Source organism: Bacillus massilinigeriensis (genome assembly GCF_900117315.1).
Taxonomy (GTDB): Bacteria; Bacillota; Bacilli; order Bacillales; family Cytobacillaceae; genus Bacillus_BE; species Bacillus_BE massilionigeriensis.
In genome coordinates, this window is sequence record NZ_LT630337.1 from 2,520,167 (window position 1) to 2,533,393 (window position 13,227).

Sequence of the window (13,227 nt, forward strand, 5' to 3'; positions counted from 1 at the left end):
TGTCATGGATATTTTCTATTAATTACCAAAGGTATTTTCAAAAAATGCAAGAAATTTGTTCCTAATTCTCATTGGCTCTTCTCTTTGAAATTTTTCTCCGTTCAATAGAAGTTCTGCATTATTATTAAAATAAGCGGACTGCTTCACTCCAAATTTCCTTATTATTACTTCATAGGCCTCTTGAAGGAAAAATCCTCTTGAATGTATATTATGGGCGTCATTTGCGACAAAATGAGCTAAGTGATGTTCCATCATTTTTTCTGAAAAGTTCTTTATTTTTTTACCAAAATGGCCGATGATACTCCCAGATGTAAGTTGCGTTAATGCCCCTACTTGAACCAATTCAAATAAAAGACTGGGATTTTCATGGAACATCATATTTCTCTCAGGATGAACTAGAATGGGTGTGATGCCCTTTAACAACAATTCATAAATAACATCTAAGGTGTAATCTGGAATTTCCTTTGATGGCAGCTCTACTAGCAAATATTTACCCTGATTATCAAGTGTTAGAACTTCATTTAAATCAAGAGTATGAAAAATCTCCCGATGGATTCTTAACTCTTGACCACAGTGCACACTTAGAGGAATTTTCTCATTTTGAAGAATTTGGTTTAGAGAACGTACACCTGCTAAAATTTCAGTCTTTGTATTTTCATATCGTCCATTCATATGGTGAGGTGTAGCAAATAGATGAGTAATTCCTGTCATTACTGCTTGATTAGCCATTTCAATCACATCAAAATAATTAGACGGACCATCATCAACATTGGGGAGAATATGGCAATGAATATCGATCAATTTAGAAACCTCCTTTTCAAAATCCACATTCAAAAAGAAGAATTATTGACTATGAATAGTACTCGCTACTCCCAGTCTCCACTCCGTTAACTACTACACCAAGTAGCTGAGACTTAGCTTTCTCTAATAATTCCCTTGCTTTCAATGCCTGATCAATACGGGTTTTTCCACTCGCAACAACCATGACAACACCATCGCATTTATTAGCTAGAATTTGAGGGTCGGTGACTGCTAGAACGGGAGGTGTATCATACACAACATAATCGAAAATCTGATTCATATCTCTCATTAAGGTTTCCATAGTCTCTGAATTTAAAAGCTCAGATGGATTTGGAGGTATAGGACCACTTGTTAGGATATCTAAATTAGGAATATAGGTATTGGAGATGGCTTCAAGCAAGCTTATTTCCTTTGTTAAAACATTTGTTAACCCATCGATATTGCTGGTATTAAAGGTTATATGGATGGTTGGCTTTCTTAAGTCTGCATCAACCAATAAAACTTTTTTTCCTTGTTGAGCCAGAACTATGGCAAGATTGGCTGCTGTTGTTGACTTTCCTTCAGAGCTTTCTGGCGAAGTAACGATTAAGGATTTTAATTCCTTATCTACAGATGAAAATTGAATATTTGTTCGAATAAGCCGATACTGCTCAGATACTGGTAGCTTCGGGTGGGTATGGGCAATTAAATGAACACCCTTTTTATCTCTATGTTTTCTTCTAAGTTTCAAATGATTGCACCCCCATACTATTTTGGGTTGCTAAATTTTTTTTACCTTTCAGCTGCCCTACATTTTGAATGGATCCCAAAACAGGAAGACCTATATATTTTTCCACATCATCACCATTTTTTAGTGAATTATCTAAGTAGTCTAATAGGATGGCCAAACCCATTCCTGCTAATAACCCTATAATCATAGCGATACCAATATTTAAGATTGGATTAGGTTTTATGGGCATTGGGTTCTTTTTTAATTCTGCCTTGGCGAGAATACTCACATTATCAACATTCATAATTCCTTGAATATCTCTTTGAAACGTTTCTGACACAGTATTGGCAATTTCAACTGCCATCCCAGGATTTGTATCTTGAACGGTAACCAAGAAAATTTGTGAATTCTCCTGACTACTGACTGAAATCTTTTGATTTAGCTGATCCACGGAATCCGGTAATTCCAACTCTTTTATCACTGTCTCTAGAATGGCAGGACTCTTAATAATCACACTGTACGTATTTATAAGATCAATATTACTTCTCAGTTGAGTGATATCAACCTGATTTTGCGAATTTTTTTGATTTACAAGGATTTGTGTTGATGATTGATAGATTGGTGTCATTAAATAGAAGGAGATACCTCCACTAACTAACATTGCTAATGATGTGATCAGCAAAATTAGCTTCCAACGTTTCTTAAACACTAAGAAAATATCACTTAAGCTAAAAGTGTCGTCCATATTGACCTCCTGCACATTTTAGTCATGTATGAAGAAATTATGTAAAGCATACTATTTGGTCCGATTAACCATATTCTTAATAAACATAACTGTTACTTAGTTTTGTTTTTTCAATTGATCATACAAAACTTCAAACAATAATTGGTATCCCCAATTATTAGGATGGAGATAATCATTCGATAAAATATCAACTAAAAGAATATGATTAGATTTTATTTTCTCGTTCATACCACTAATAATATTTATATACGACCATTTGTTTTTATTTATTAATTGCTCAGAAGCCTTTACATAATCAAGGAAACTAAGATTTATACTATTCGGATTATTACTATTAACTATTGGATTAGGAGACATCATTAATAATTTTGAATTTGGAAGTCCTTTTTGTATTTTTGACATGATATCCTCTATATTTTTTTGAGTTTGCTTTAAATTGATTGATTGAGAATAATCATTGATGATTGAGTTCTCGAAAATAACGAGATCAGGTTTTTCTGCAATCATCTGGTCTATTTTCTTACTCTTTAATAAATCCACAGTCGAATAACCCTCAAATCCAAAGGTGTAGAGTTCTATTGAATTTAATTCTTGATATTCGGCTTTCAGCTTGCCCTTTAATAATTGTGGCCATGTATTAGAAATACTGGTGGCTCCGGTTCCGGCAGTAATATTGCTTCCAATTACTGCAATACTAGCTTTATTTTGTGTAATTGCTTTATATCGTAAATAATCAACAAGTGATTGGGATTTATTATTTTCTGGGCTCAACATTTTTTTCAAAGCAGCCTTATCTAAATTCTCCTTCTCAGTGAATTTTTCTGTTGTCTTTCTTCCTTCAATGCTTGCTTCAACGGTTTTATTTTTCCAATGTAAATGACCCAAATATAACCCAATCATGCAAGTGAAAAATATTAAAAGAACAATATATTTTTTCATTTTTCCTCCATTCCCTTGAAATTGTTCAATTATTTGAGCCCAAGTGATTTACTGATCTGGGCGATCCTTCTGCCACTTAATAAATTCAATCAATGTTTTGTACTGCTGGATTTGATCCTTGTTTAATCCTAATTCCTTTAACTCTATGACAAAATCAATCCATTCCTTCTCAATATGGATATGAGAATCTAATTCAGTTCCGGTTTTTAACAATGTTATAAGGTCCGTTTCCAAGACTTTTGCTAACTTTTGAATGACTTCTAGTGATGGATTCTTATTAATCCCTCGTTCAATATTACTTAAGTAAGATTTCGATATATTTGCTAGCTTAGAAAGCTGAGAGAGTGTAAGCCCTTTTTTTTCTCTAATTTCTGCGATACTTTTCCCAATCATTTGAATACCTCTTTACTCTATATTACGAGTATTTTCTTTTATGATTATCATCACTTTCCTCTCAAGAATAAAATGTTTCTAAAAAAGACATTATGGCTTTAGATTTTTTTTGATACAGTTAATTACTCTCATTTGTTCCTCATGGGTCATATTTGATCCTGATGGTAAACAAATACCCGATAAAAAGAGCTGTTCTGAGGTGCTTTCTCTCTCGTCATGTTGAAAATACCTTACATCTTTGAAAAGTGGCTGAAGGTGTAATGGTTTCCAAACTGGACGTGCTTCAATATTCTCCTTCTCAAGAAATGCTAAAAGCTCTCTTGAAGTGGCCGCAGCCTTCTTTTCATCGATGGTTATAGCTGTTAACCATCGATTGGAGAAGCTTCCCTCATATTCTGGCATGAATGATAGTCCTGAAAGACCATCTAATTCCTCTTTATATTTTTCAAATACTGATCTTCTAGCATTCACTCTTTCTTCTAAAATCCCTAATTGTGCACGACCTATCCCAGCCAATACATTACTTAATCGGTAATTGTATCCAAGCTCACTATGCTGATAATGGGGGGCTGGATCCCTTGCTTGAGTGGCTAAAAAACTTGCCCTTTGCAGTGCTTCCATATTATTTGAAACAAGCATACCACCTCCAGAGGTAGTAATGATTTTGTTCCCATTAAAGGAGTAAACCCCAAAATCCCCAAAGGTGCCACTAGCCTTTCCCTTATAGGCTGCACCTAGTGACTCGGCAGCATCTTCAATAATTGGAACATGATATTTTCTACAGATAGGAATCAGCTCATCCATCTTAGCTGACTGTCCATAAAGGTTGACAATGATGACTGCCTTTGGAAGCTTCCCATTTAAGGAAGCATCTCTAAATGCATTTTCTAATGCTGTTGGGGACATATTCCAGCTTTCTGGTTCTGAATCAATAAAGACCGGCTCTGCACCTTGATAAAGAATAGGGTTTGCTGTTGCAACAAATGTTAAACTAGAGCAAAAAACCGTATCTCCTTTATGTACACCTAATAAAATAAGAGCCAAATGAATAGCAGCTGTTCCTGAACTAACAGCAAATGCTTTCTTGACTCCAACATAATTTGCTATTTCCCTTTCAAATTCCTCAACATTCGGACCCAATGGTGCAATCCAGTTTGATTCAAATGCATCATCGATATATTTTTTTTCATTCCCGCTCATATGCGGTGACGAAAGAAAAATTCTCTTATTTAATACCGTATTAACCAAGTCATAACACCACCAAAGTCAAATTGTTTATCCATGCTCTTCTCTTCTTTTATTCACTGTACCCGTAAAGGATTCCATTGTAACATTTTCAGTTTGATTTACTCCTTCAGATTTACATACCTTAATCAATGTCAACCAAAGGATTCTAATATCCAATAAGATTGATTGATGATTGACATACCAAACATCAAGTTCAAATTTTTCTTCCCAAGTGATTGTATTACGTCCATTAACCTGTGCCCATCCTGTGATCCCTGGTTTTACAAGGTGCCTTTTAGCCTGTTCTTCTGAATACAATGGAAGGTATTCCATTAATAAGGGTCTTGGACCAACTAAGCTAAGATCTCCTCTGATTACATTGAATAATTGTGGTAGTTCATCAAGGCTATATTTCCTAAGGAGTTTACCAAAGGGAGTCAATCTTTGATAGTCTTGTAATAATTCTCCCTTACTATTCTTTTGTTCATTCATTGTCCGAAATTTGTAGAGATAAAAAGGCTCACCGTGTAATCCAGGTCTCTTCTGTTTGAAAAGAATGGGATTGCCAAGTTTTATCTTTACTAATGCCCCAATGACTAGTATTAGTGGACTTAACAATATCAACAAGATTAACGCTGCTAATAAATCTAAGATTCTTTTCAATCCTCTCCCCCTTACCTAGAAAAGAAGAATTTTATGTTATCAATATATAATTCTGTCACTATGCCAAATAGCCATTTGGATTATTGAGTTGCCATCGCCAAGAATCGATGCACATTTCTTCAAGAGTCTTACCCGCTTTCCAACCAATTTCTTGTTCAGCCCTTGTTGGATCTGCATAACAGATTGCAACATCCCCTGGTCTTGGTTTAGAAAATTGGTAGGGGATTTTATTTCCTGTAGTGTCTTCAAAAGTAGATACTAATTCTAGAACACTATAGCCTCTTCCTGTTCCAAGATTATATGTATGAACACCTGTCTGTATCATATTTTTTTCAAGAGCTTTTATATGTCCTATCGCTAAGTCAACTACATGTATATAATCCCTCACACATGTACCATCTCGCGTTGGATAATTATTACCAAAAATAAAGAGCTCTGGATATTTTCCTAGAGCAACATTTGTAATATAAGGCATTAAGTTGTTTGGAATCCCCCTTGTACTTTCACCAATCTGTCCACTCATATGTGCACCAATCGGATTAAAGTATCTCAATAAAGTAATACTCCATTCGCTATGACTAAAATACAAATCCTGCAAAATCTCTTCAATAAATAATTTCGACCTACCATAGGGATTCATAGCTTTAAGAGAAAAGTCTTCTAGGATAGGCATCCTTTCAGGTGATCCGTATACTGTTGCCGAGGAACTGAAGACCAGATTTTTTACGCCATATTTTTTCATAATCTGACATAGAACAATAGTGCTCATTAAATTATTTCTATAATATAATAGTGGATTAGTAACAGACTCCCCAACTGCTTTAAGACCAGCAAAATGAATGCATGCTTCTATTTCATTTTCCACAAACACTTTTTCTAGCTGATCTTCTTCTAACATATCAATTTGATAAAATAGAAAATGACGTCTTGTTAAATTCTTCACACGTCTTATTGCCTCTGAACTACTATTTAATAAGTTATCGACTATAACTAGCTCATAACCGGCATTTAAAAGTTCTACACAAGTATGACTACCAATATAACCAGCACCACCTGTTACAAGAATGGCCAAAATATCACCTCAAAAATAAAATTGATAAATATTTTAGATTTCTCATTTTATTTTCTTTTTGATTCCCTATTTAATCGAATCTTTGGTCAGTAAAGTTTGAAGATAGTCATGCATTTTATTTCTAAGGTCATCTCTTTGAAGAGCCATCTCAATGGTTGTCTTAATGAAACCCAGCTTCTCTCCGACATCATATCTAACACCCTCAAATTCAAAACCATATACCTCTTCAGACTGGTTCAAAATAGAAATCGCGTCTGTAAGTTGGATTTCTCCCCCTTCACCAGGCAGTTGCTTGGCAAGTATTTCGAATATTTTTGGATCTAAAATATATCTACCCATAATTGCCACATTTGATGGAGCTGCTTCTTTTTTAGGTTTTTCTACCAAACTATTAACACGATATATATGATTACCTAAATGAATTCCGTCAATAATACCGTATCTATGTACCTCTTCTTCTGATACTTGCTTAACCCCTAGTATGGATGCTTTGATTTGATCATACTGGTCAATCATCTGTTTAAGACATGGTTTTTCAGATGAAATTACTATGTCATCCCCTAAGAGAACTGCAAATGGCTCATTACCAATAAACTTTCGTGCACACCAAATGGCATGGCCTAGACCTTTTGGTTCTTTTTGGCGAATATAATGAATGTCTACTAAATTGGATGACTTTTTAACCTCCTCTAAAAGTTGCAATTTCCCTTTTTCAAATAAATTCTGTTCCAATTCAAAGGAGTGGTCAAAGTGGTCTTCTATTGCCCTTTTTCCTTTCCCAGTTACAATAATGATATCTTCAATACCAGACTCTATAGCCTCCTCGACAATGTATTGAATAGTAGGTTTGTCGACGATAGGAAGCATTTCCTTAGGCATGGCTTTTGTTGCTGGAAGGAAGCGTGTCCCTAACCCTGCAGCAGGAATAATCGCTTTTCTAATCTTCATTGTTTCAGCCCTTTCTAGCTTAATATCTTCATTTTTGCTTCAGAAGCCTGACGATCATTTGCTAATTCTACCACCCATTTTCTTATTGCTTCTTTATCTAATATCGAATAGGTAGTAATTATTTTTTCAATCTCTTCTATATAAATTTCTCTTGACCTACCAATATATATATTTGGGTAAATCTGTTGTTCATATATTTCATCTACATTTAATAATTCTTCGAACATCTTCTCCCCTGGTCGCATTCCAATATATTGGATTCCTATATCTTCAATATTATTGCCTGATAGTGTGATTAAATTTTTTGCTAAATCGACTATTTTTACGGGTTCCCCCATATCCAAGACAAATATCTCTCCACCACGGGCAAGGGCACCTGCTTGTATGACCAGCCTCGATGCTTCTGGAATCGTCATAAAGTAGCGAACCATGTCTGGATGTGTTACCGTAACAGGACCACCTTTTTCAATTTGCTTAGTAAATAACGGGATAACACTTCCCCTGCTCCCGAGTACATTTCCAAATCGAACTGCCACAAATTTTGTTTCACATTGCAAATTGATATGTTGTATAATCATTTCTGCCAGACGTTTTGTTGAACCCATGACACTAGTTGGATTGACTGCTTTGTCACTTGAAATCATAACAAACGTCTTTACATTGGCCATTTTTGCTGCATTTGCCACATTCTTTGTTCCAATAATATTGTTTTTTATTGCCTCCTCTGGATTCCTTTCCATCAGTGGCACATGTTTATGTGCAGCTGCATGATAAACAACATCTGGCAGATATGTATTCATGATTGATATCATTTTTTCTGAATCTTGTATGTCAGCAATTTCGGGTAGAAACTCAATATTTGTATGCTTATATTTTTCTTTTAATTCCATTTCGATATTATATATGCTATTTTCACCATGACCTAGAAGGATAAGTTTCTTAGGATTGAAATTGGATATCTGTCGACATATTTCTGAGCCAATCGATCCCCCAGCACCTGTTACTAAAATCACTTGATTTGTTACGTATTCTTTAATGCCGATGTTATCTAATTTAACGGGCTCTCTCCCAAGTAAATCTTCCACCTTAACATCGCGTAATTTATTGACCGTTAACTTACCTATTAATAAATCCTCGAAATGTGGCAGTATCTGTGTTTTGGCTTTAGTCTTTGCACATTCCTGGAAAATGAAATTAAGTTCCTTCCTATTTAACGATGGAATAGCAATGATAATATGCTGTATATTCATATCATGAACAATATCAGATATGTTTTCTTTTCCACCAACTACAGGTATCCCTAAAATATCTAAATTTTGTTTTCTTTTACTATCATCTATAAATGCTACTGGCAGTAGTTCAGATTTATTCCTTCTTTTTAATAATTGTCGTGCAACCATGGTACCGGCCGATCCAGCACCTACAATTAACGTTCTTTTTTTGTTTAAATCCCTGAATAATACCTGATCACGAAATACTCTCCAACAAAATCTCGATCCTCCAATCGACAACATATGTAAAAGCCAAGTCACTATGAGCAGTCGATAGTATATTTCTTCAAAAGCAATTTGTTGAATGAGGGCAGCAGTTACAATACTGGCAGTAACCGTTTTAAAAATAATTGCTAATTCTCCGATACTCGCATATTCCCATGCCTTTTTATATAAATGAAAATGGATGGAAAATATATAATGGCTCGTTATTATTGCAATACTGCTTATCATAATAGAATAAGTCATAAAATGAGTAGCTCCATCAACAAGGAACCGTCCAATAAATATACAGGTAAAGATAATGAAAGTATCAATAATTAGAAAAAGTGAAAATCTCTGACGATAAGTCACCTACCTTCCTCCCTTTCTTGTATCTAATAAATAAAAATATTTTATTGTTTATTTTAAAAATAAAGGAATAAATTGGGGAATTTATGCTTATTCATTCCTTTATTTTTAAATATGGGGCATTCAACCCCTCCTCACACCACACTATCGACGACTTGCGTCTAAGGTCGTAAAACCCACAGCATGGTCGAGTGCCTCTTTTGATATAGGCAAAGAGACATCACCTAAGATAAAGAATGTCTATTATAACGAAATATATGTTCTTCATATAGAACAGCGAGGGTAAAAAAATTCGTCCAATATATTTGTATTCTCTAATCTCAAACAAGGATGTTCTATATTAAGAACGGAATATGTAAAAAAATATTGAAATATTTTAAATTATGATATTATGTTCAAGTTTTGTCGTATATCATCTGGAAAAATCTGCTTGTAATCTAATATTAATTCTATATAAAGAACAAGTCAATATAAATTTTCCTATTTTTTTGAAATTTTTGTAACTAAGTATCTATTTCGGAGACTTATTTTGTAAACAAGTCTCCGTCTAATTTACTAGAAAAGTATAATTTGTGATAGGCAGTCTATATTAGTATTCTATTTTATTTTATAGGTGAAACAACCAAACAAATAAAGGTCCCACAACTGAACCTATAATGGCACTTAATGTCATAGAAACAGAGCTCATGGAAGCCGTTAATTCACCATATTCAAAGGCCTTTGATGTACCAAATGCATGGGAGGCACTTCCAAACCCAATTCCCTTCCCTAGGTCACTTTGAATATTCGCCCATTTGATCACCAATGGTCCCAAAATAGTTCCAGTGAATCCTGCAATCATTACAAATGCAACCGTCAAGGATGGAATTCCTCCAATTCCAGATGATACCTGTATGGCTATAGGGGTTGTCAATGATTTTGGCACTAGTGATAATATATGGGCACGTTCTAGTCCAAAAACAATAGAAAATAAAAAACCGCTCAATAAAGCGGCTACCAAACCTATAATTACACCACCTAAGATTGGTGCAATATGGGATATTAATACTTGACGTTGCTTATATAAAGGATAAGCCAACGCAACAACCGCAGGACCTAAAAAGGATTGAATATATTTTCCACCTACCATAAAGTCATGATAGGAATGGTGACTGATGATTATTAAAATAATAATGATAACTGTCGTTGGTAATAATGGCATGAAGAATGGCGAAGGATACTTCATATACAATATCCGCATAGATAAATAAATCATCACAGTTATTAAGATAATTATGAATGCGTAAAATTCTTGCTGCATTCCAACTCCTCCCTTCTCTTAAGCGCCTTTCTCTCTAAAAATTGACTCGTTTTACCAGCTGCAATCATAGTGATTATCGTACTAGCGATAACAATTAGGATCAATAACCCACCTTGCAAAGAAAGAAGAGAAGGATGATTCATAATTCCAACTGAAGCAGGAATGAAAAACAAAGGCAAAAAGGCTAAAATAAAACCCGCTCCATCTTCAACCCACTTCTCAGGAATGATCTTACTCCAGAGACAAATCAATAACAAGATAAAACCGATGATACTTCCCGGTAATGGAATATGAAGTTGCTTATGTAGCCATTCTCCTATGAATGAAATGATAAAAAGGAAAAAAATTTGTAAAATGATTCTTATTATTTTCATGGCTTTTCTTGCCCTATTTAAAGAACAGATACCCCTCTTTCTATGAAAATATGATATAAAACCTATTAATGAATAGGCAAATCAATAAGTATTTTTCCATTTTATCATATCTCGAATATTTTGGATAAACTTTCTATTTTTGAAAATATGATTCTAGGGCTTATTTTCCTCCAAACTGAAACTAATAGATTTTACCTTGGCGAATCCATTTTGTAGCAACCCACTTCTCGCCTTTTACAACAGGGACACTGCTATGCACGGACATACGATCCACTTGACCCTTGCTATTCCCATAATGGAAGTATACGGCAGTACCTTTTTTAGGGGTGATAGAAAGACCAATCTTCGGAAAAATCGTTTCACCGCCGGCTTCAACATCATTTAAATATATGAGCACAGTCCCAACTCTTTGCCCACCCTTATTCATATCAACCTTATTTGGAGGGAAGTAATCAAAATGTGGCTTATATTCCTCTCCTATTCGATAATGGAGCACCTGAAGTCCTTCACCATTTGGAAGGGGATGATCTGTCATTTCAGCAATCCTGTTTTCAATTCTTGTAATGAGGGGATTTTCATTAATCCCATAATATGTACCCTCGCTCGTTCTTCCTGGTACTTGAATTTCCTTCCCTGTATCGGAATCAATAATAGTTGAAGGCAACAGACGATTTCTTGAAAGGGAAATTAGTTCATCACATTCCTCGCCGCTCAATACATTGTCCAGGTAAGTAATAAACGGCCTTTCAACTCTCATCAATACTTTAATATCTCGGTCACTTGTATGAATCATTTTCCCCTTACAATAAATGGGAGGGTGTTCATAAACATATGGACTATGTACTTTTTCATTTGTATTAATCGTTTGATTGCTAACTATTCTCAATAAGGTAGAGTAGGAAAAATTAGCCTCAAAACCTTTTTTTATCATCGCTTCGACAATTGATTCCGGATTTGCACCATTTGTTAATGTTTGGACAATCCAGTCCTTTAGTTCATTTGAAATGTGAGTGATCTTTATTTTTTCCATCAACATCTTCTCCTTGCGATTGAAATCAAAGTAAGACAGAAAGGGATCCCCTCCCTCCACTGTCTCACTTTTCCATTATTAATTAATAAAACTATTTTCTCGAGCCACCATTAACCTTTAATAATAAGGGTATCCTCCATATGGATATGGTGTTGGTGTTGAATATGGGTATGTCGGATATGGATAAGAGTAAGGATATGCACCGTATCCTACTCCCGGTGAAGTAATCGCTCCAGCCGTCAAGCCTCCAAGTAAACCTCCAACAAATGGTGCACCAAGTCCACCATAATGTCCTCCGTGGTGTCCCCAATGGTGTCCGCCATGATATCCACCGTGGTGGCCGCCATGATATCCACCGTGGTGACCTCCATGGTGTCCGCCATGCACTGGTCTATAATCCATCACACTACTCACTCCCTATCCTAAGTTTTCTTTGCATACTTCACCTTATGCAGGATAGTAGTCCAAGGAATGGGCGCAACATTTGTCTAAATCAGAATCTTTCCTTTATTCATTATAATATAACATAATATTTTCTAGCCTTCGATACCCTCATCTCCTTAGTATTTTTGACTTTTGTTTCTAAGATGGTATAATTTGTAAGCAAGCATAATAATGTAAAAAATTTACATATGTAAAAGGAGCGAAACCATGGCTATTGAAATCTATATGATTTTTAACGGAAATTGTCGGGAAGCTGTCGAATATTACTCACAGGTTTTTAAAACAGAGGAACCAAAAATTATGACCTTTGGGGATTCACCACAAAATCCTGAATATCCTTTACCAGAAGATGCAAAAAATTTAGTTATGCATGCAAATTTAACAATTGGAGATCGAACGATCATGTTCTCAGATACATTTCCAGGCTCTCCATTTGTTCAGGGAAATAATATTTCCCTCACATATATGAGCAAGGATATAGACGATATTAAATCAGTGTTCAATAAATTGAAAGATGGCGGGAAGGTCGAGATGGATTTGCAAGAGACTTTCTGGAGCAAATGCTACGGCAATCTAACCGACAAATTCGGAATCCATTGGCAAGTTAGTCTTGAGTCAGAGCAATAATGAACCAGAAAGCCAAACCTTGTGGGTTTGGCTTTCTGGTTCATTATTTTTGTCTTTCATTAGCTCGATGAAAGACAATTTTGCTTGAATAACGATTTTTGCCCTCAATTAACC

Annotated in this window: 15 protein-coding genes; 1 reads left to right on the forward strand and 14 read right to left on the reverse strand. The window is 35.1% G+C overall.

The window, feature by feature from the left end; all coding sequences use genetic code 11:
• Positions 1-18: 18 nt before the first annotated feature.
• The 14 genes from BQ6100_RS12490 to BQ6100_RS12555 form a co-directional block, all read right to left on the reverse strand.
• Positions 19-801, reverse strand: coding sequence for a tyrosine-protein phosphatase (locus BQ6100_RS12490; protein WP_075981929.1), 783 nt, complete (start codon positions 799-801; stop codon positions 19-21).
• A gap of 49 nt (positions 802-850) precedes the next feature.
• Positions 851-1,531, reverse strand: a complete 681-nt coding sequence (locus BQ6100_RS12495; protein ID WP_075981930.1) for a CpsD/CapB family tyrosine-protein kinase — start codon at positions 1,529-1,531, stop codon at positions 851-853.
• The gene (locus tag BQ6100_RS12500; protein ID WP_075981931.1) at positions 1,521-2,255 is read right to left on the reverse strand and encodes a YveK family protein; all 735 of its coding nucleotides are present in this window, start codon (positions 2,253-2,255) and stop codon (positions 1,521-1,523) included. The genes BQ6100_RS12495 and BQ6100_RS12500 overlap by 11 nt, the downstream gene beginning before the upstream one ends.
• Positions 2,256-2,351: 96 nt before the next feature.
• Positions 2,352-3,194 (reverse strand): SGNH/GDSL hydrolase family protein, encoded by an 843-nt coding sequence (locus BQ6100_RS12505; RefSeq protein ID WP_075981932.1) that lies wholly within the window; start codon positions 3,192-3,194, stop codon positions 2,352-2,354.
• Positions 3,195-3,242: 48 nt separating this feature from the next.
• Positions 3,243-3,587 carry a helix-turn-helix domain-containing protein gene (locus BQ6100_RS12510; RefSeq protein WP_075981933.1) on the reverse strand — a complete coding sequence of 115 codons (345 nt, stop codon included), beginning with the start codon at positions 3,585-3,587 and terminating at the stop codon, positions 3,243-3,245.
• A gap of 90 nt (positions 3,588-3,677) precedes the next feature.
• Positions 3,678-4,835: a DegT/DnrJ/EryC1/StrS family aminotransferase gene (locus BQ6100_RS12515; RefSeq protein ID WP_390622409.1), complete on the reverse strand. Its 1,158-nt coding sequence runs from the start codon at positions 4,833-4,835 to the stop codon at positions 3,678-3,680.
• Between the two features lie 27 nt (positions 4,836-4,862).
• Positions 4,863-5,477, reverse strand: coding sequence for a sugar transferase (locus tag BQ6100_RS12520; RefSeq protein WP_075981934.1), 615 nt, complete (start codon positions 5,475-5,477; stop codon positions 4,863-4,865).
• Between the two features lie 58 nt (positions 5,478-5,535).
• A complete protein-coding gene (gene galE, locus BQ6100_RS12525; RefSeq protein ID WP_075981935.1) occupies positions 5,536-6,549 on the reverse strand; it encodes a UDP-glucose 4-epimerase GalE in 1,014 nt (337 codons plus the stop codon).
• 66 nt (positions 6,550-6,615) lie between these two features.
• Positions 6,616-7,497: a UTP--glucose-1-phosphate uridylyltransferase GalU gene (gene galU / locus BQ6100_RS12530; protein ID WP_075981936.1), complete on the reverse strand. Its 882-nt coding sequence runs from the start codon at positions 7,495-7,497 to the stop codon at positions 6,616-6,618.
• A 14-nt stretch (positions 7,498-7,511) separates the two neighbouring features.
• On the reverse strand, positions 7,512-9,341 hold the full coding sequence (locus tag BQ6100_RS12535; protein WP_075981937.1) for a polysaccharide biosynthesis protein: 1,830 nt from the start codon (positions 9,339-9,341) through the stop codon (positions 7,512-7,514).
• A 604-nt stretch (positions 9,342-9,945) separates the two neighbouring features.
• On the reverse strand, positions 9,946-10,638 hold the full coding sequence (locus BQ6100_RS12540) for an LrgB family protein (protein ID WP_075981938.1): 693 nt from the start codon (positions 10,636-10,638) through the stop codon (positions 9,946-9,948).
• Positions 10,611-11,012 carry a CidA/LrgA family protein gene (locus BQ6100_RS12545; RefSeq protein ID WP_075981939.1) on the reverse strand — a complete coding sequence of 134 codons (402 nt, stop codon included), beginning with the start codon at positions 11,010-11,012 and terminating at the stop codon, positions 10,611-10,613. Before BQ6100_RS12545 ends, BQ6100_RS12540 begins: the two co-directional genes overlap by 28 nt.
• Positions 11,013-11,193: 181 nt before the next feature.
• Positions 11,194-12,042: a 2OG-Fe(II) oxygenase gene (locus BQ6100_RS12550; RefSeq protein ID WP_075981940.1), complete on the reverse strand. Its 849-nt coding sequence runs from the start codon at positions 12,040-12,042 to the stop codon at positions 11,194-11,196.
• Positions 12,043-12,159: 117 nt separating this feature from the next.
• A complete protein-coding gene (locus BQ6100_RS12555) occupies positions 12,160-12,444 on the reverse strand; it encodes a hypothetical protein (RefSeq protein WP_075981941.1) in 285 nt (94 codons plus the stop codon).
• Positions 12,445-12,693: 249 nt separating this feature from the next.
• Between BQ6100_RS12555 and BQ6100_RS12560 the strand changes: the two genes are divergently transcribed.
• A complete protein-coding gene (locus tag BQ6100_RS12560; RefSeq protein WP_075981942.1) occupies positions 12,694-13,113 on the forward strand; it encodes a VOC family protein in 420 nt (139 codons plus the stop codon).
• Positions 13,114-13,227 lie beyond the last annotated feature (114 nt).